Annotated in this window: 15 protein-coding genes; 9 read left to right on the forward strand and 6 right to left on the reverse strand. The window is 71.6% G+C overall.

What is annotated here, in order from left to right; all coding sequences use genetic code 11:
* Positions 1–85: 85 nt before the first annotated feature.
* Positions 86–463 carry a helix-turn-helix domain-containing protein gene (locus AB0M39_RS06375; RefSeq protein WP_365360751.1) on the reverse strand — a complete coding sequence of 126 codons (378 nt, stop codon included), beginning with the start codon at positions 461–463 and terminating at the stop codon, positions 86–88.
* Positions 460–711: a thiamine-binding protein gene (locus AB0M39_RS06380; RefSeq protein WP_365360753.1), complete on the reverse strand. Its 252-nt coding sequence runs from the start codon at positions 709–711 to the stop codon at positions 460–462. Before AB0M39_RS06380 ends, AB0M39_RS06375 begins: the two co-directional genes overlap by 4 nt.
* Positions 712–836: 125 nt before the next feature.
* Between AB0M39_RS06380 and AB0M39_RS06385 the strand changes: the two genes are divergently transcribed.
* From AB0M39_RS06385 to AB0M39_RS06395, 3 genes are all read left to right on the forward strand, one after another.
* Entirely contained in the window at positions 837–1676 is an 840-nt protein-coding gene (locus AB0M39_RS06385) for a TIM barrel protein (RefSeq protein WP_365360755.1), read from the forward strand.
* Between the two features lie 72 nt (positions 1677–1748).
* Entirely contained in the window at positions 1749–2639 is an 891-nt protein-coding gene (locus AB0M39_RS06390) for a 2-hydroxy-3-oxopropionate reductase (protein WP_365360757.1), read from the forward strand.
* Between the two features lie 271 nt (positions 2640–2910).
* Positions 2911–4368 (forward strand): catalase, encoded by a 1458-nt coding sequence (locus tag AB0M39_RS06395; protein WP_365360759.1) that lies wholly within the window; start codon positions 2911–2913, stop codon positions 4366–4368.
* Positions 4369–4894: 526 nt separating this feature from the next.
* Here AB0M39_RS06395 and gcl read toward each other — a convergent pair.
* A complete protein-coding gene (gcl, locus tag AB0M39_RS06400) occupies positions 4895–6682 on the reverse strand; it encodes a glyoxylate carboligase (RefSeq protein WP_365360761.1) in 1788 nt (595 codons plus the stop codon).
* 227 nt (positions 6683–6909) lie between these two features.
* On the opposite strand from gcl, the gene AB0M39_RS06405 reads away from it, so the two are divergent.
* Positions 6910–7776 carry a hypothetical protein gene (locus AB0M39_RS06405; RefSeq protein ID WP_365360763.1) on the forward strand — a complete coding sequence of 289 codons (867 nt, stop codon included), beginning with the start codon at positions 6910–6912 and terminating at the stop codon, positions 7774–7776.
* Between the two features lie 91 nt (positions 7777–7867).
* The gene (locus tag AB0M39_RS06410) at positions 7868–8377 is read left to right on the forward strand and encodes a GNAT family N-acetyltransferase (RefSeq protein ID WP_365360765.1); all 510 of its coding nucleotides are present in this window, start codon (positions 7868–7870) and stop codon (positions 8375–8377) included.
* 83 nt (positions 8378–8460) lie between these two features.
* Here the strand turns inward: AB0M39_RS06410 and AB0M39_RS06415 are convergent, their stop codons facing one another.
* Together AB0M39_RS06415 and AB0M39_RS06420 are read right to left on the reverse strand one after the other, a co-directional pair.
* A complete protein-coding gene (locus AB0M39_RS06415; RefSeq protein ID WP_365360767.1) occupies positions 8461–10137 on the reverse strand; it encodes an AMP-binding protein in 1677 nt (558 codons plus the stop codon).
* Positions 10134–11909 carry an AMP-binding protein gene (locus AB0M39_RS06420; RefSeq protein WP_365360769.1) on the reverse strand — a complete coding sequence of 592 codons (1776 nt, stop codon included), beginning with the start codon at positions 11907–11909 and terminating at the stop codon, positions 10134–10136. The genes AB0M39_RS06415 and AB0M39_RS06420 overlap by 4 nt, the downstream gene beginning before the upstream one ends.
* A gap of 162 nt (positions 11910–12071) precedes the next feature.
* Here AB0M39_RS06420 and AB0M39_RS06425 point away from each other — a divergent pair, with 162 nt between their 5' ends.
* The 3 genes from AB0M39_RS06425 to lysA all read left to right on the forward strand — a co-directional run bounded on the left by AB0M39_RS06425 (position 12072) and on the right by lysA (position 15405).
* Positions 12072–12719 carry a LysE family translocator gene (locus AB0M39_RS06425; RefSeq protein WP_365360771.1) on the forward strand — a complete coding sequence of 216 codons (648 nt, stop codon included), beginning with the start codon at positions 12072–12074 and terminating at the stop codon, positions 12717–12719.
* 845 nt (positions 12720–13564) lie between these two features.
* Positions 13565–14008 (forward strand): SAV_915 family protein, encoded by a 444-nt coding sequence (locus AB0M39_RS06430; protein ID WP_365360773.1) that lies wholly within the window; start codon positions 13565–13567, stop codon positions 14006–14008.
* 17 nt (positions 14009–14025) lie between these two features.
* On the forward strand, positions 14026–15405 hold the full coding sequence (gene lysA, locus AB0M39_RS06435) for a diaminopimelate decarboxylase (RefSeq protein WP_365360775.1): 1380 nt from the start codon (positions 14026–14028) through the stop codon (positions 15403–15405).
* 43 nt (positions 15406–15448) lie between these two features.
* Here the strand turns inward: lysA and AB0M39_RS06440 are convergent, their stop codons facing one another.
* Positions 15449–16585 (reverse strand): winged helix DNA-binding domain-containing protein, encoded by a 1137-nt coding sequence (locus AB0M39_RS06440; protein ID WP_365360777.1) that lies wholly within the window; start codon positions 16583–16585, stop codon positions 15449–15451.
* Positions 16586–16827: 242 nt separating this feature from the next.
* Between AB0M39_RS06440 and AB0M39_RS06445 the strand changes: the two genes are divergently transcribed.
* Positions 16828–17967, forward strand: a complete 1140-nt coding sequence (locus AB0M39_RS06445; protein WP_365360779.1) for a magnesium and cobalt transport protein CorA — start codon at positions 16828–16830, stop codon at positions 17965–17967.
* Positions 17968–18058 lie beyond the last annotated feature (91 nt).

An 18058-nucleotide genomic window follows, 5' to 3' on the forward strand; every position in this document is an offset into this window, starting at 1 on the left:
GACGACGGCTTGTGACGCAGCGCGCCCGGAGAGTGATCGCAGCGACGGAGCGACGGCGGCCGTACGGGCGGGCGGCCCGGCTCCGCTAGGCGTCCTTCGCCGCGTTCTCCCTGTTCAGATAGTTGTAGACGGTGAAACGGCTGACGCCCAGGGCGCCGGCGACCGTCTCCACGCCGTGCCGTACGGAGAACGCGCCGCGCGCCTCCAGCGTCCGTACGACCTGTTGCTTCGTCTTGCGGTCCAGCTCCGACAGGGGCATGCCGTGGCGGCGCTCCATGGCCGCCAGGATGTGGTCCAGCGAGTCGGAGAGCTGCGGGAGGCGCACGGCGATGATGCCCTCGCCCTCCCAGGAGAGCACCACGTCGTCGGGGCTCGCCTGCTCGGGGCGGATGATCTCCGCGCCCATGGCGTCGACCAGGGGCTTGACGGCCGCGGTCAGCGGGTGCTCTCCGGGCTGGGTCACTTCTCGCCCTCCCCGATCACATTGACCTGCAGGGAGACCCGGGTCGCGCCGGCCTCCAGCGCGCGGCGCAGCAGCGCCTCGACGGCGCCCAGCACCTCGTCCGAGCCGCCTTCCGCCGTGTTGCCGAACGGGCCCACGTCGACGGCGTCCAGCTGGGCCGCCTGGATGACCTCGCGGGCGACCACCGCGTGGGCGGGCGCCTCGTCCAGGTCGAAGGGCTCGGTCGTGAACTCCACTCTCAATCGCACGGGCTCAACCTAACGCGAGGCGGACGGAAACGGACCCGGCCCCCTTGACAAGCCGCGCGCTCCGACTGCAATCTTCCGTTAAGCAGAAATTGACTTCCGCAATACGGAAGGAGCGCGCACCCCTCATGGGATACAGCGACCAGCGCTTCGATGTGAACCTCTCCATCCTCTTCACGGAACTCCCGCTCCTGGAGCGCCCCGCGGCCGCGGCCGCGGCGGGCTTCACGGCGGTCGAGCTGTGGTGGCCCTGGATCGAGACCCCCACCCCTTCGCAGACCGAGCTCGACGCCCTGAAGAAGGCGCTCGACGACGCGGGCACGCAGTTGGTGGGACTCAACTTCTACGCCGGGCGGCTGCCCGGCCCCGACCGCGGCGCGCTCTCCGTGCCCGGCGAGGAGTCGGACCGCTTCCGCGCCAACATCGAGGTGGCCGCGGACTTCGCCGCCTCGGTCGGCTGCAAGGCGCTCAACGCCCTGTACGGCAACCGCGTCGAGGGCGCCGAGCCGCAGGTCCAGGACGCCCTCGCCCTGGAGAACCTGGTGCTGGCCGCCCGCGCGGCCGACCGGATCGGCGCGATCCTCCTGATCGAGACGCTCAACAAGCCGGAGTCGCCGTACTACCCGCTGGTGAGCGCCCCGTCGGCGATCGAGGTCGTCGACAAGGTGAACGCGGCGACCGGTCTCGGCAACGCCAAGTTCCTGCTGGACGTCTACCACCTGTCGATGAACGGCGAGGACGTCGGCCAGGTCATCGAGGCGTACGCCGGCAGGACCGGCCACGTCCAGATCGCCGACAACCCCGGCCGCGGCGCGCCGGGCACCGGCTCGCTGCCGCTGGAGGAGCTCCTCGGGCAGCTGTCGAAGGCCGGTTACGACGGCTGGGTCGGCCTGGAGTACAAGGCCGGCGACCGTCCGAGCGCGGAGTCCTTCGACTGGCTCCCCTCCGAGGCGCGCGCGGCGCGCTGACCGGCCGGCGCGGGGCAGCGCCCCAAGTCCCCGCCGCCTCACCTTCGTACAACCCGCAGAGAGGTACCCGCAATGAGCAGTCTCCCCAAGGTCGCCTGGATCGGCCTCGGCATCATGGGCTCCCCCATGTCCGAGAACCTGCTGAAGGCCGGCTACTCGGTCACCGGCTTCACGCTGGAGCAGGACAAGCTGGACCGGCTCGCCGCGGCCGGCGGAAAGGCCGCGGCCTCGATCGCCGAGGCCGTCGCGGACGCCGATGTGATCGTCACGATGGTGCCCGCGTCCCCGCAGGTCGAGGCCATCGCGTACGGCCCCGACGGCATCCTGGAGAACGCCAGGCAGGGCGCGCTCGTGATCGACATGTCCTCGATCACCCCGCAGACGTCGGTCGACCTCGCCAAGAACGCCGCCGAGAAGGGCATTCGCGTCGTCGACGCCCCGGTCTCCGGCGGCGAGGCGGGCGCGATCGAGGCCGTGCTGTCCATCATGGTCGGCGGAGAGCAGGCGGACTTCGACGCCGCACTGCCGATCCTCGAGGCGCTCGGCAAGACCATCGTGCTCTGCGGCCCGCACGGCTCCGGCCAGACGGTGAAGGCCGCCAACCAGCTGATCGTCGCGGTCAACATCCAGGCGTGCGCCGAGGCCGTGGTCTTCCTGGAGAAGTCCGGCGTGGACCTCCAGGCCGCCCTGGACGTCCTGAACGGAGGTCTCGCCGGCTCCACCGTGCTCACCCGCAAGAAGGACAACTTCCTGAACCGGGACTTCAAGCCGGGCTTCCGCATCGACCTGCACCACAAGGACATGGGCATCGTCACCGACGCCGCCCGCAACGTCGGCGCGGCGCTGCCCGTCGGCGCCGTGGTCGCCCAGCTGGTCGCCTCGCTGCGCGCCCAGGGCGACGGCGGCCTGGACCACTCGGCCCTGCTGCGCGCCGTCGAGCGCCTCTCCGGCCAGCAGGCCTGACCGCACGGCCCCACCCCGGTCCCGGCTCGGTCCCACCCCCGTCCCGGCTCGACCGGGCCCCTGTCCCGGCTCGACCGGGCCCCTGTCCCGGCTCGGCCGGGCCCCTGATCTCCGGGCGGCGTCGGCGCTGACACCTGTCCTGTCGCGCCCAGGCGTCGGCGTCGCCCGGAACACCACCCTCGAATTCAACAAACTGTTGACGCGAGCTTCGGAGCGTCCCTACGCTCCTCGAACCGCCAGCAGCCCCAGTACGGAAGGTCAACCCGCCACCATGACGCAGCGTGTGCTTACGACCGAGTCAGGCGCCCCGGTCGCCGACAACCAGAACTCCGCCACCGCCGGCGTCGGTGGCCCGCTCCTCCTCCAGGACCAGCATCTGCTGGAGAAGCTCGCCCGCTTCAACCGCGAGCGCATCCCGGAGCGCGTGGTGCACGCCCGTGGCTCCGGCGCGTACGGCTACTTCGAGGTGACCGACGACGTCACCGGGTTCACCAGGGCGGACTTCCTCTCCGAGGTCGGAAAGCGCACGGAGACGTTCCTCCGCTTCTCCACCGTCGCCGACTCGCTCGGCGGCGCGGACGCGGTCCGCGACCCGCGCGGCTTCGCGCTGAAGTTCTACACCGAGGACGGCAACTACGACCTCGTCGGCAACAACACCCCGGTGTTCTTCATCAAGGACCCGATCAAGTTCCCCGACTTCATCCACTCCCAGAAGCGCGACCCCTTCACGGGCAGGCAGGAGCCGGACAACGTCTGGGACTTCTGGGCGCACGCCCCCGAGGCGACGCACCAGATCACCTGGCTGATGGGCGACCGCGGCATCCCCGCCTCGTACCGCCATATGAACGGCTACGGCTCGCACACCTACCAGTGGACGAACGCCGCGGGCGAGGCCTTCTTCGTCAAGTACCACTTCAAGACCAACCAGGGCGTGCGCTCCCTCTCCGCCGACCAGGCCGCCGAGCTCGTCGGCAAGGACGCGAACTCGCACCAGACGGACCTGCTGCAGGCCATCGAGCGCGGTGTGAACCCCTCGTGGACGCTGTACGTCCAGGTGATGCCGGCCGCCGAGGCCGCGGACTACCGCTTCAACCCGTTCGACCTCACCAAGGTGTGGCCGCACGCGGACTACCCGCTGCAGCGCGTGGGCCGTCTGGTCCTCGACCGCAACCCGGAGAACGTCTTCGCCGAGGTCGAGCAGGCCGCGTTCTCGCCGAACAACTTCGTGCCGGGCATCGGCCCCTCGCCGGACAAGATGCTCCAGGGCCGCCTGTTCGCGTACGCCGACGCCCACCGCTACCGCCTCGGCGTGAACCACACCCTGCTGCCGGTGAACGCCCCCAAGGCGACGGAGGCGGTCAACTACGGCCGCGACGGCGCGATGGCGCTGCGCAACGGCTCGCGCCACGACAAGAACTACGAGCCCAACTCGTACGCGGGCCCCGCCCAGACGGACGCGGCGCTGTCGGCCCCGCTGGCCGTCCAGGGCTACACGGGCACGCACGCGGCCCCCGCCCACGTCAAGGACGACGACTTCTTCCAGGCGGGCGAGCTGTACCGGCTGATGTCCGAAGAGGAGAAGTCCCGTCTCGTCGCGAACATCGCCGGCGGCCTCTCGCAGGTCGCCCGCGACGATGTGATCGAGAAGAACCTCGCTCATTTCCACGCGGCGGACGCCGACTACGGCCAGCGCGTCGAGAAGGCGGTCCGCGCCCTGCGCGAGGACTGATCCGCAAGCCGCGTCCGGGTCCCTGACGGGAGGTCAGGGACCCGGACGCCGAACCCGGCCGCAGACCCGGATGAGGGGTGGTCCTGCGGCACGGGTGGGCAAGGACCGCAGCGGCAGGCGATGCCAGTGCGGTGGTGAAGGTCTCCGAGGCCTCCTTCTGACCTGAAGGAGGGGGCCCGGGGAGCAATCGCCCCGCTGCGGTCCCAACCCGACACCGAGATCCCCTCCCCCGGCGACCTCGTGTCGCCCCTCCCACCACAGACTCCGCCCGGCGGTGCGAACGTCCTGTCGCGCCAGCCTCGCTCCGTCGGGCGGTACCAACGTCACAGCCAGGGCGTGGAGTACGGACGGTCCCGTACTCCACGCCCTTTCGTCATGCCCGAGGACGGGAAGACGGGGAGGAGGACCGGCGCGGACCGCGCCGCCGGGTACGCCTTTCCATACGCGAGAGCGGCCCCCGTCGTGGACGGGGGCCGCTCTCGTGCCGACTGAGCCGGCGGGCGGTGCGTCAGACCTTGCAGGCGTGTCAGACCTTCAACGGCTTGATCGACGTCGGCGCGTGGCCGGGCTCGGTGGCCAGCTCCTCGAACTCGGTCACGTTGCTCATGTCGACCGTCTTGCTCATCGAGATGTTGGTGACGCGCTCCAGGATGGCCTCGACCACCACCGGGACCTGGAACGCCTGGGCCAGCTTCTTGGCCTCCTCGAAGGCCGCGCCCAGCTCGCTCGGGTCGGTCACGCGGATCGCCTTGCAGCCCAGGCCCTCGACCACCTTGACGTGGTCGACGCCGTAGACGCCCAGCTCCGGGGTGTTGATGTTCTCGAACTCCAGGTTGACCTGGAAGTTGATGTCCAGGCCGATCTGCGCCTGGCGGATCAGGCCCAGGTAGGCGTTGTTCACCAGGACGTGGACGTACGGGATCCGGTGCTGCGCGCCGACCGCCAGCTCCTCCAGCATGAACTGGAAGTCGTAGTCGCCGGAGAGCGCGACGATCGGCGTCTCCGGGTCGGCCACGGCGGCGCCCAGCGCGGCCGGGATGGTCCAGCCGAGCGGGCCGGCCTGGCCGCAGTTGATCCAGTTGCGCGGCTTGTAGACGTGCAGCATCTGCGCGCCGGCGATCTGGGAGAGGCCGATGGTGGTGACGTAGCGCGTCTCCGGGCCGAAGGCCTTGTTCATCTCCTCGTACACGCGCTGCGGCTTCATCGGGATGTCGTCGAAGTGCGTACGGCGCAGCAGGCTGGCCTTGCGCTCCTGGGCGGAGGCGGCCCAGGCCGAGAAGTCGGGGAGCTCGCCCGCGGCCTTGAGCTCCCTCGCGACCTCGATGAAGAGCTCCAGCGCGACCTTCGCGTCGGAGGCGAAGCCGAAGTCCGGGGCGAAGATCTTGCCGATCTGCGTCGGCTCGATGTCGACGTGGACGAACTTCCGGCCCTTGGTGTAGGCGTCCAGGTTGTAGCCGGTGTGGCGGTTGGCCCAGCGGTTGCCGATGCCGAGGACGAAGTCCGACTCGAGGAAGGTCGCGTTGCCGTAGCGGTGCGAGGTCTGCACGCCGACCATGCCGGCGCTCAGCTCGTGGTCGTCCGGGATCGTGCCCCAGCCCATCAGGGTGGAGATGACCGGGACGCCGGTCAGCTCGGCGAACTCGACCAGCAGATCGGAGGCGTCGGCGTTGACGATGCCGCCGCCGGAGACGATCAGCGGGCGCTCGGACTCCAGCAGGAACCTCAACGCCCTGACGGCCTGGGCGCGGGTGGCCTGCGGCTTGTAGACCGGCAGCGGCTCGTAGGTCTCCGGGTCGAACTCGATCTCGGTCAGCTGGACGTCGATCGGCAGGTCGACGAGGACCGGGCCGGGGCGGCCGGAGCGCATCAGATGGAAGGCCTCCTGGAACACGCCCGGGACCTGGGCGGCCTCCAGGACGGTGGTGGCCTTCTTGGTGACCGGCTTGGCGATCGAGGAGATGTCGACGGCCTGGAAGTCCTCCTTGTGGAGCTTGGAGACCGGCGCCTGGCCGGTGATGCACAGGATCGGGATGGAGTCGGCGATCGCCGAGTACAGGCCCGTGATCATGTCGGTGCCGGCCGGGCCCGACGTGCCGATGCAGACGCCGATGTTGCCGGCCTTGGCGCGGGTGTAGCCCTCGGCCATGTGCGAGGCGCCCTCGACGTGGCGGGCGAGGGTGTGGTCGATGCCCCCGCCCTCCTTCAGGGCTCGGTAGAAGGGGTTGATCGCCGCGCCGGGCACACCGAACGCGTTCGTGACGCCTTCGCGCTTGAGGATCTCAACTGCCGCTCGGGCAGCGGTCATACGAGGCATGGGTGCTCCTGCTTCGGCCAGGCGGACTCGGGCTCATCGCGGTCTCTTGCATCACTCGCGAGCATCGATTCCGTAGTCGATTCCATAATGCGGAAGTTTAGTTCTGCTATACGGAAGCAATGTAGGACGCCCGCCCTGCGGCGTCAAGGGATGACCGAACACCCTCCCCAACCCCGCGCACTTGGTGGACGATGGACCGGAGCTCAGAGGGAAAGCGGGGACCCGCCATGGCCGATACCGTGCCGGTGCGCTGTCCGACCTGCCGCCGCGACCACGTGTACGCGGCGCCGGTCTACCCCTGCGCGTGCGGCGCTCCGCTCGCCCCGCCGCTGCTGCGCACCGCCCGTTGCGAGCCGATCACCCACCGCACCTGGACGGACGACTGGGTGACGGTCCGCTGCCTGGAGTGCGGGCGGCAGGACCAGTGGCCGCAGCCGGAGCTGGGCTGCCCGTGCGGCACGGTGCTGCGCGTCCCGGTCCGCCCGGTCAGCGCTCCCATGCCCGCCTCGCCGGCCAGGCCGGTCCGGCCGAACGCTCCCAACGCTCCGTCGTCGGCTCGGGGGTCGGCGGCGCCGAAGCCGCGGTCTCCCGACGCGCCGCCCACCGGCCAGGGCAATCCCTCAGGCCCCTTAGGCCCCTCCGGCCCCTCTGCGCCGAGCACGTCCGCCGGGCGCCCCTCCCATATCCCGCTGCCGCGGACGGCGACCGTGCCCCGCCCCTCGTTCCGCCCGGTGACCATCCGCACCGCGCGCGACGCGGTGACGGCAGCGGCGCTCTATCTGAAGTGGCTGGGGTTCCGGGACATCGCCCAGCCCGAGGTCAGGCCGTCCTCGGGGATAGATCTGCGCGGCCCCGGCCTGGTCGCCCAGGTCGACCCGTCGACCCGGCCCGCCACGCTGCGCGACGTGGAGTGCCTGTGGCTGAACGGGCTGAGCGCCTGCGCGGTCAGCGTCTTCTTCTCCCTGGCCGGCTACGCCCCCGACGCCCGGGCCCGCGCCGACTCCCTCGGCATCGCGCTGTTCGTCATGGACCTCACCGGCCGCCCCCTGCCGGTCAACGGCCCGGCCGACGAGCTGGTCTCCGCCGGCGCGTGACGGACGTACCAACGCGTGACGGACGTACGAACACGTGACGGACGTACGAAGCCGAGTGCGGGGCCCGACGGGGCTGGGCCATACTCCCCGTATGCGTATCCGACCGGCCGCAGTCGCCGATCTCCCTCTGCTCCAGGACATCGAGAGGGCCGCCGGAGAGCCCTTCCGCGCGTTCGGCATGGCGACGATCGCCGACGACGAGCCGCCGGCGCTCGACCTGCTCGACCGCTACCGCCGTCAGGGCCGCGCCTGGGTGTCGGCCGACGAGGGCGGCCGGCCGCTCGCCTACCTGATCTCCGACGAGGTCGACGGCGCGGCCCACATCGAGCAGGTCTCGGTCCATCCGGCGGCGGCCCACCGGGGCCTGGGCCGCGCGCTGATCGACCATCTCGCCGCCTGCTCCCTCGCCGACGGGCTGACCGCGCTGACGCTGACGACGTTCACGGAGATCCCGTGGAACGCGCCGTACTACACGCGCCTGGGCTTCCGCACGCTGAGGGAGGCCGAACTCACCGACGGGCTACGGGAGATCAGGCGAGCCGAGGCCCTGCACGGCCTGGACTGCTGGCCCCGGGTGTGCATGCGCCGCGAGCTGGTCTGAGGAGCGACACGGGCACGGGCACCGGCCCGACCCGCCCGACCCGTACTGTCCGTCCCCGCCCCGGCTCGGCTGATCGCGCCGCGCTAGGGCGACGCGTCCCCCACAGGCGCCGGCGCGGCGGCCGAGGCACCCTGCCCTTCCTGCCCCTCCTGCCCTTCCCGCCCGTACCGCCGACGCAGCTCCACCTTCCTGACCTTGCCGCTCACCGTCATCGGGAAGTCGGCGAGGACCTCCACCCTGCGCGGAATCTTGTAGTGCGCCAGCTGCTCGCGGCAGTACGCGGCGATCTCCTCGAGCGTCGGCGGGTCGGCCGGGTCGCGAGGGATCACACAGGCCAGGATCTCCTCCCCGTACTTCTCGTCCGGGACGCCGACCACCTGCACATCGGCGATCTTGGGATGGGCGTAGAGGAACTCCTCGATCTCACGCGGATAGACGTTCTCGCCGCCCCTGATGATCATGTCCTTGATCCGGCCGACGATCTGGAGGTAGCCGTCCTTGCGCATCACCGCCAGATCGCCGGTGTGCATCCACCGCCCCGCGTCGACCGCCTCTGCGGTCTTCTCCGGCTCGTCCCAGTAGCCGAGCATCACGCTGTAGCCGCGGGTGCACAGCTCGCCCGCCTCGCCGCGCGGCAGCGTCACCCCCGTCGCCGGGTCGACCACCTTGACCTCGACGTGCGGCAGCACCCGGCCGACCGTGCCGGTGCGGCGCTCCAGGTCGTCCTCGCGGCGCGTCTGGGTGGAGACCGGCGAGGTCTCGGTCATGCCGTAGCAGATCGACACCTCCGCCATGTTCATCTCGGCGACGACCCGCTTCATGACCTCCACCGGGCAGGGCGAGCCCGCCATGATGCCGGTGCGCAGCGACGAGAGGTCGTACGCCGGGAAGTCGGGCAGGTTCAGCTCGGCGATGAACATCGTCGGCACGCCGTACAGCGAGGTGCAGCGCTCCTCGGCGACGGCGCGCAGCGTGGCCGCCGGGTCGAACGACGGCGCGGGGACGACCATGCACGCGCCGTGCGAGGTCGCGGCCAGGTTTCCCATGACCATGCCAAAGCAGTGGTAGAACGGGACGGGGATGCAGATCCGGTCCTGCTCGGAGTAGGCGATCGACTCGCCCACGAAGTATCCGTTGTTGAGGATGTTGTGGTGGGAGAGGGTGGTGCCCTTGGGGAAGCCGGTGGTGCCCGAGGTGTACTGGATGTTGACCGGGTCGTCGCAGGACAGCTCGGCCTCTCGGGCGGCCAGTCGGCCGGCGAGCTCGGGCGTGCCGTGTGCGAGCAGCGCGTCCCAGCTCGGATCGCCGAAGTACACGGTCTCGCGCAGGTCGGGACAGCGTCCCGAGACCTGCCCGACCAGCGCGCGGTAGTCGCTCGTCTTGTGCGCGAGCGAGGCGAACAGCAGCGAGATCCCGGCCTGGTTGAGCACGTACTCCAGCTCGTGCGCGCGGTAGGCGGGGTTGATGTTCACCATGATCGCGCCGATCCGCGCGGTGGCGTACTGCACCAGCACCCACTCCGGGCAGTTCACCGCCCAGATGCCGACCCGCTCGCCCTTGCGGATCCCGACGGCGAGCAGCGCCCGCGCCAGCCGGTCGACGTCCGCGCCGAACTCGGCGTACGTCCAGCGCCGCCCGGACGGCACGTCGACCAGGGCCTCGCGCTCGGGCCAGGCGGCCACCGCCTTGTCGAGGCTGCCGCCGATCGTGTCGCCGAGCAGGGCGGTCTCGCCCGTTCCATGGGCGTACGAGAGCGTCATCGCAGGTCCCCCTCGTCGTACTCGGCCGTCGAGCCCGCCGCCGTGCGCTCGCGCAGCTCGATGCGGCGGATCTTCCCCGAGACGGTCTTCGGCAGCTCGGCGAACTCCAGGCGGCGGATGCGCTTGTACGGCGCGAGGGCCGCGCGCGAGTGCTCGAAGAGGAGCTTCGCGGTGTCCGCTCCCGGCTCCCAGCCCTCCGCCAGCACGATGTACGCCTTCGGCACGGCGAGCCGCAGCGGATCCGGGGCCGGCACGACCGCCGCCTCCGCCACCGCCTCGTGCTCCAGCAGCACGCTCTCCAGCTCGAACGGCGAGATCTTGTAGTCGGATGCCTTAAAAACATCATCGGACCGGCCGACGTAGGTGACGTACCCCTCGGCGTCGCGGGCGCCGATGTCGCCGGTGCGGTAGTAGCCGTCCGCCATCGCCTCGGCCGTACGCTCCGGATCGCCGTGGTAGCCGGTCATCAGGCCGACCGGGTCGGCGGAGAGGTCCAGCGCGATCTCGCCCTCCGCCGCGCCGGGCTCGCCCGTGACCGGGTCGAGGAGCTCGACGGCGTATCCGGGGCTGGGGCGGCCCATCGACCCGGCCTTGAGCAGCTGGCCGGGGCTGTTGGCGACCTGGACGGCGGTCTCGGTCTGCCCGAAGCCGTCCCGGACGGTGACGCCCCACTCACGCCGCACGGTCTCGATGACCTCGGGGTTGAGCGGCTCTCCGGCCGCGACGACCTCGCGCGGGGGCCGTTGCAGCCGGCTCAGGTCGGCCTGGATCAGCATCCGCCACACGGTGGGCGGGGCGCAGAAGCTGGTGACGCCCTCGCGGTCCATCTCGGCCATCAGGCGGCTCGCGTCGAAGCGGGTGTAGTTGTGGATGAAGACGGTCGCCTCGGCGTTCCACGGCGCGAAGAGATTGGACCAGGCGTGCTTGGCCCAGCCGGGCGAGGAGATGTTCAGATGAACGTCGCCGGGCTTGAGGCCGATCCAGTACATCGTCGCCAGATGGCCCACCGGGTAGGAGACATGGGTGTGCTCGACGAGCTTGGGCCGGGCGGTGGTGCCGGAGGTGAAGTAGAGCATCAGGGGGTCGTCGGCGCGGGTGATCCCGTCGGGCTCGAAGGCCTCGGGCGCGGCGTACGCCTCCTCGTACGGAAGCCAGCGGTCGCCGGTCTCGGGGCCGTCGCCGGTCTCGGGGCCGTCGCCGGTCTCAGGGCTGAGGCCGTTGCCCGTGCCCGCCTTCCCGCCGAGGTCGTCGCCTGTGCCCGCCTTCCCGCCGACGGCGATCCGGGTGTACGCGCCGGGCGCCTCGTCGAACTTCGGCGCGTCCTCGGCGCGCACGATCACATGGCGGACGTTGCCGCGGTCGATCCGGTCGCGCAGATCGGCAGGCCCGAGCAGCGGGGTCGCCGGGATCAGGACGGCCCGCAGCTTCATCGCGGCGAGGGCGGTCTCCCAGAGCTCCACCTGGTTGCCGAGCATGACGAGGATCCGGTCGCCCGCGCGCACCCCCTGGGCGCGCAGCCAGTTGGCCGCCTGGTCGGAGCGGGCGGACATCTCGGCGAAGGAGACCCGCTGCTGGGCGCCGTTCTCCTCGACGATGTGCAGCGCGGCGGCGTCGTTGCCCTCGGCGATGACGTCGAACCAGTCGAGCGCCCAGTTGAAGCGCTCGAACCGCGGCCAGGCGAAGCCCTCGTACGCGGTCGCATAGTCCTCCCGGTGCTGCAGCAGGAAGTCCCGGGCGGCCCGGAACCTCTCCGTCGCGCTGCCAGACGTCATGTGTCCTCCTCGTTGCGGGACCGGTCATCGACATCGTGTAATCGGTGACCCAGATCTCACTACCCGCTTACGGGGGTGGTGTGCGCGTCGAGGCCCGCCCGGCGGCCGGGCTGCTGCCCAAGCTCCTGGGCGTCCTCGGCGCCGGCTGCTTCAATGGCGACCATGGTTTCCACCGATCGTCTGCTCGCCTTCGCCGCGATGTCCCTGCTGGTGATCGTGATTCCCGGGCCGAGCGTGCTCTTCGTGATCGGCCGCGCCCTCGCGCACGGCCGCCGTACGGCGCTGGCGACGGCGCTGGGCAACGTCATCGGCTCGTACGCCCTGGTGGTGGCGGTCGCGCTGGGCGTGGGCGCGCTGGTGGAGCGGTCGGCGACGGTGTTCCTGGCGGTGAAGCTGGCGGGCGCGGCGTACCTGGTCTATCTGGGCGTGCAGGCGTTCCGGCACCGGGGCGCGATGAAGGTCTCGGACATGGCGGCGCCTGCGGGATCGAAGCGGCGCGGCGATGTGCGCACGGTCGTGGACGGCGTTCTGGTGGGCGTCACCAACCCGAAGGGCATCGTCTTCTTCGCCGCGGTGCTGCCGCAGTTCGTGGACCACTCGGCGGGTCATCTGACCGCGCAGATGCTGGTGCTGGGCCTGGTGCCGATCTCCATCGGCATGGTCACGGACACGCTGTGGGGGCTGGGAGCGGCGGCGGCCCGGGGCTGGTTCGCACGGTCGGAGCGCAGGCTGTCGATGGTGGGCGGGGCGGGTGGCTTCGCGATGATCGGCCTAGGAGTAACGGTGGCGGCGACGGGCCGCGCGGACTGACCGCCGGGCGGCCAGGCGGGGCGGTGCCAGGGGGGCGAGGCGGGGCGGTTCCGTGCGGGGGGGGTGGGGGCGCTGCGGGGGCGGCCGGGCCGCCAGCGTGGCGGGAACAGCCGGGAGCGCGGAAGCAGCCGAGCCGCAGGGAGCGCGGGAGCACCCGGAACCGTCGGACCAGCCTGAGCCCGCCCGCACCGCGGGAGCCTGCGGGACGCGGGCACCTCGGGAGCAACCGGGAGCGCGGGGGCGCAGGAGTCGGGGGCGCTGCGAGGGCGGCGGGGCGGTCGGGCCGCCAGCGTTGCGGGAGCGGCTGGCACGGCCGGGGTCGCGGGAGCCGGGGGATGCGGGCACCGCGGTAGCCGCGGGGGCGCGGAACGCTGCGGGAGCAGCCGGGAACGCGGAGGGCGCGGGAGCGCGGGAGCCCGGGGTGTCAGCACCACGGAAGCAGCCGACCCGCAGGGAGCGCGGGAGCACCCGGAACCGTCGGACCAGCCGGAGCCGCTGGCCCCGCAGTGGCGCGGGCCCGCCTGGAGCCCTCGGCACCATGGGAAGCCGGATCCGTGGAACAGCCACAGCCGCCCGCACCGCAGTGGCGCAGGCCCAGCCGGGCCACCGGCACCCGGAGCCGTCGGCGCCACGGGAACCCGGAGCCGGGGGAACAGCCACAGCCGCCGACGCAGCCGGGCCACCGGTGCCCGCGACGGGTTAAGGCCGCGTCAATTGACCCGCGCCGCACATCAGCGCCGTGTCAGGGGACCGCTGTCCCGCCTCCCCGCGGGCATAGCTTCGAGCAGTCAGCGACACCGCTCGACTCTCCGACTCCGGAGTCCCGACTTCCCGTGGAGAACACCATGAAGACGACCCTCGTCCGCGAGAAGGCGGACCCCGACGAACGTCGCCCGGCAGGGCCGCTGTACGTGCCGGTTCGGCTCGGCTCTGCCGGAGGACACCACGTGCGCTTCATGCGCACCGCGCTCGGCGTGCGCACCGCGATCGGCTTCAGCAGCCACGAACGGCTCGTCGCCGTGCTGGGCGAGGAGCAGCCCTGGATCAGGCTCGCGGCGCCCGCGCTGCGCTCGCTCGCCGAACCGCTCGGGGTCACCGCTGTGACGGTGGACCCCCAGCTCACGGCACCCCCGTCGGCGCCGCGGCCCGCTGGCGCCGAGGCGGCCGCCGCGCAGCCGTGTGCGCGCCGGGGCCCGTGGGACCCGAACGCCGCCGGAGCACTCCGGGTGACCGCCGCCGCGGCCTTCGCATGGTCCGCGGTCACCGCGATCCACACCTTTCTCAACTGATGCCTGGAGGCGCAGGGATGACAGCAGTACCCGCAGTTCCCCTCTCGCCGACGGAGCTCTCCGGACCGCCAGGACCGTCCGAGCTGCCCGGCCAGCCCGCGGCGTGGCCGCCGGTGTGGCCCGCGTCCGCCGTGTCGGCGCCCGGCGGGGACGTCGCGGTCGCCGGGGTGCCGCTCGCCGAGCTCGCCGAGCGCTATGGCACGCCGCTCTACGTCCTGGACGAGGAGGAGGTGCGATCCCGCGCACGGGCCTGGCGGCGGGCGCTGCCCGACGCCGAGATCGTCTACGCGGGCAAGGCGTTCCTGTCCCGGGCGGTCGTCGACTGGGTGGAGGAGGAGGGCCTCGGCCTCGACGTCTGCTCCGCGGGCGAGCTGGAGCTGGCCGCGACCCGTGCCTTCCCCGCCGAGCGGATCGTGATGCACGGCAACGCCAAGTCGCCCCAGGATCTGCGGACCGCGCTGCGTCTGGGCGTCGGCCGGATCGTCATCGACTCCGACTGCGAGATCGCCCGGCTGGCGGCCCAGGTGCCCGGGCCGGACGCGCAGCAGGTGATGATCCGCGTACTGCCCGGCATCGAGGCGGGCGGCCACCGGAAGATCCGGACCGGAGCGGAGGGCCAGAAGTTCGGCCTCTCTATAGCGAGCGGCGACGCGGAGGACGCGGTGGCGCGCGTCCTGGGCCAGCCACGGCTCGAACTGACCGGCCTGCACAGCCACTTGGGCTCGCAGATCGCCTCCCCGGAGCCGTACGCGCAGAGTGTGCGGCGGGTCATCGCGTTCATGGCGCGCATCCGCGAGCGCTATGGCGTCACGCTTCCCGAGCTCGACCTGGGCGGCGGATTCGCCGTGGCGTATCTGCCCGGGGATCCGGCGCCGTCCCCGGCGGCGTACGGACGGCGGATCAACGACGAACTGGTCCGCGTCTGCGCGGAGTTCGACTACCCCATGCCCCGGCTGACCGTCGAGCCGGGCCGGTCCATCATGGCGCCGGCCGGCGTCGCCCTGTACCGGGTGCTCGCGGTGAAGCGGAGCGGCGGCGACGTGTTCGTGGCCGTGGACGGCGGGATGAGCGACAACCCGCGGCCCGCGCTGTACGGCGCGCGGTACACCGTCCGCATGGTGGGGCGCGCCTCGTCCGCGCCGATGCGCACGACGACGGTCGTCGGGCGCCACTGCGAGGCGGGCGACGTGCTCGCGGAGGCGGTGGAGCTGCCGGAGGACGTACGTCCCGGGGATGTGCTGGCGGCGCCCGCGTCCGGGGCGTACCAGGTGTCGATGGCGTCCGGGTACAACATGACCGGCCGGCCGCCGGTGGTGGCGGTCTCGCAGGGGAGCTCGCGGCTGCTGATGCGACGCGAGACCTTCGACGACCACCGCAGACGGGACGTCGGCCTGTAGACGGCGGCCTATCCCCCGCAAACGACCCGTTGCTCAGACCCCGCTACTCGTTGAACGCCTCGAAGCGGATGTCGTACGCGGTGGCCGAGGACATCACGGCGAGCATGCGCTCGCCTTCCTCGGCCACCGCGTCGCGCTGCGCGCGGGTCAGCTCGCCGAAGGCCTGCACGGTGAGGGTCGCCCGGCCGTCGGCGCCCTTCGCCTTGGGCTCGGTCAGCCGCCAGATACCGGCCAGATACCCGTCGACGAGGAACGTACAGAAGGCCTGGTTCCCCTTCCAGGCGCGCATCCGGTACTCCTGCGGCACCACGCGGCTGCGGTCGGCGTGCGAGAGCAGCAGGTTGTCGAACTCGGGCAGGAAGCGCGGCGGGGCGGGGGCGCCCGGGTCGGGGCGCGGGGCGTCGGGGAGGTCGAAGAGCTCGACGCCGTGCTCGTCCTGGAAGACGGCGAGCTGGGGCCGCAGCCGCTCGAAGACCTCGCGCATCCGGGTCAGCCCGGACCAGGTCTGCATGTCCTTGACCGAGGCGGGGCCGAAGGCGGCGAGATAGCGGAGCACGGTGGCGTCGGGGGCGGGCGCCGGCTGCGCCGGCCGGCCGAACCAGTGCTCGGCGGTGGTCAGCATGACCTGGCCGCTGCGGCCCCACAGGCCGCGCGGGGTGACCTGGACGAGCGGCAGCACACAGCGGGCGGCGACGGACAGCGCGAACGGATCGGCGTCCGGCCACTGGGCCAGCAGCGCCTCGCGCAGCTCCTTCATGGTCCGGGGCCGCTCCTCGACCAGTTCGCGGGAGATCGCCCCGAGCCGGTCCAGCTCGACGCCGACGAGCCCGCCTCGGAACTGGTGGAGCTCCCGGTCCCGGGCCGCTTGGACCAGCGGCCGCAGGCTGAGGCAGTCGTCGGCGGTGTGGGTGTGGATGGTCGAGCGCATGGTGACCAGCCGGGCGACCTCGCGGGAGGCCATCAGCGCGGAGAGGTCCTCGGGGTCGAATCCCTCGATGCGGGCGGCGAGCGCGAAGTAGGGCGGCTTCACGTTCTGCGCCTGGAGGCCGACGAGGTGCTCGACGGCGCCCTTGACGGACATCGCGGACTGGGGGGCGCGGCTGAGCAGGAGTTGGCGTTCCAGGGTGGCGCGGTTGAGGGCGCGTTCGCCGAGTACGGGGTTCGTCGTCTTCGAGGCCATGCGCACAACGCTACCCAGCCTTGCGGACAGTTTCTGTCCGCAAGCGAGATCCGGCGCCGCCCGCGCCCGCGCCTCGCACCCCGTCACGCTGGAGCGATACGCCCCGGATATCCTGCGGGAGGCCGTGACCGACGGCCGTGGACCGACCGCCGCGACGGAGAGCCGAGAGCCGAAGCTGTGAGCCGAGGGCAAGAGACCGCAGGCCGCCGACAGGCGCCCGACGGCGGAAGGTGAGACACACGATGCCCCCGAGGAAGCACAACTGGCGCCGCCGCTCCGTGGTCCCGACCCACTCCCCGCCGCAGAACGGCCCGACGCCGCGCGCCGAGCCCGAGGAGCACGACCCCGCGAACCGCGACCAGGCCAGCATCGTCCAGGCCGCGCTCTACCGCGACGGCCACCGCGTGGCGACCCCGGACTCGCTGGCCGACACGTTCCGCCGGCTGCGTGAGCACCGCGACGGCATGGCCTGGATCGGCCTGCACCGCCCGACGGAGGCGGAAGTCCTCTCGCTGGCCGAGGAGTTCGACCTCCACGAACTGGCCGTCGAAGACGCCCTGGAGGCCCACCAGCGCCCCAAGCTGGAGCGCTATGGCGACACGCTGTTCGTGGTGCTGCGCGCGGCCCGCTACCTCGACGCCCCGGAGGAGGTCGACTTCGGCGAGCTGCACATCTTCGTCGGCAAGGACTTCCTGATCACGGTCCGCCACGGCGCGGCCCCGGACCTGTCTGCGGTACGCCACCGGATGGAGCAGACGCCCGAACTGCTGGCACTGGGCCCGGAGGCGGTGCTGTACGCGATCCTGGACGCGGTGGTCGACGGCTACGCCCCGGTCGTGGCGGGCGTCCAGAACGACATCGACGAGATCGAGACAGAAGTCTTCGGCGGCGACCCGGCGGTGTCCCGCCGCATCTACGAACTCTCCCGCGAGGTGGTGGAGTTCCAGCGCGCGACGCGCCCCCTGGTGGGCATGCTGCACGGCCTGATCTCGGGCTTCGCGAAGTACGGCACGGACGAGGAGCTCCAGCGCCGCCTGCGCGATGTGGCCGACCACGTGACCCAGACCAGCGAGCGCGTGGACGGCTTCCGCCAGGCACTGACGGACATCCTGGCGGTGAACGCGACGCTGGTGACCCAGCAGCAGAACGCGGAGATGCGGGCGCTGGCGGAGGCGGGCTTCGAGCAGAACGAGGAGATCAAGAAGATCTCCTCGTGGGCGGCCATCCTGTTTGCTCCCACGTTGGTGGGAACGATTTACGGGATGAACTTCGAGACGATGCCCGAGCTGAAGTGGGCTGGCGGGTACCCCTTCGCGATCCTGCTCATGGCCGTGGTCTGCGTCAGCCTGTACTTCGTCTTCAAGCGGCGGGACTGGCTGTAGAGTGCAAGCCACTCAGGCCATTGAAGTTCGCAGTAGCGAAATGCTCTTGGGGTCTGTTTCGGCGACCTGGGGAGAATCTGGGGAGAATGCG

This window comes from Streptomyces sp. NPDC051907 (assembly GCF_040681075.1).
In the GTDB taxonomy this organism is placed as follows: Bacteria; Actinomycetota; Actinomycetes; order Streptomycetales; family Streptomycetaceae; genus Streptomyces.

Bases quoted from the DNA above. Each gene is read 5' to 3' on its own strand.
- AB0M39_RS06440 (WP_365360777.1), bottom strand. From the start codon at position 16,585: ATGGCCTCGAAGACGACGAACCCCGTACTCGGCGAACGCGCCCTCAAC.
- AB0M39_RS06405 (WP_365360763.1), top strand. From the start codon at position 6,910: ATGGCCGATACCGTGCCGGTGCGCTGTCCGACCTGCCGCCGCGACCAC.
- lysA (WP_365360775.1), top strand. From the start codon at position 14,026: ATGACAGCAGTACCCGCAGTTCCCCTCTCGCCGACGGAGCTCTCCGGA.
- AB0M39_RS06390 (WP_365360757.1), top strand. From the start codon at position 1,749: ATGAGCAGTCTCCCCAAGGTCGCCTGGATCGGCCTCGGCATCATGGGC.
- AB0M39_RS06430 (WP_365360773.1), top strand. From the start codon at position 13,565: ATGAAGACGACCCTCGTCCGCGAGAAGGCGGACCCCGACGAACGTCGC.
- AB0M39_RS06415 (WP_365360767.1), bottom strand. From the start codon at position 10,137: ATGACGCTCTCGTACGCCCATGGAACGGGCGAGACCGCCCTGCTCGGC.
- AB0M39_RS06395 (WP_365360759.1), top strand. From the start codon at position 2,911: ATGACGCAGCGTGTGCTTACGACCGAGTCAGGCGCCCCGGTCGCCGAC.
- gcl (WP_365360761.1), bottom strand. From the start codon at position 6,682: ATGCCTCGTATGACCGCTGCCCGAGCGGCAGTTGAGATCCTCAAGCGC.
- AB0M39_RS06420 (WP_365360769.1), bottom strand. From the start codon at position 11,909: ATGACGTCTGGCAGCGCGACGGAGAGGTTCCGGGCCGCCCGGGACTTC.
- AB0M39_RS06385 (WP_365360755.1), top strand. From the start codon at position 837: ATGGGATACAGCGACCAGCGCTTCGATGTGAACCTCTCCATCCTCTTC.
- AB0M39_RS06425 (WP_365360771.1), top strand. From the start codon at position 12,072: ATGGTTTCCACCGATCGTCTGCTCGCCTTCGCCGCGATGTCCCTGCTG.
- AB0M39_RS06410 (WP_365360765.1), top strand. From the start codon at position 7,868: ATGCGTATCCGACCGGCCGCAGTCGCCGATCTCCCTCTGCTCCAGGAC.
- AB0M39_RS06445 (WP_365360779.1), top strand. From the start codon at position 16,828: ATGCCCCCGAGGAAGCACAACTGGCGCCGCCGCTCCGTGGTCCCGACC.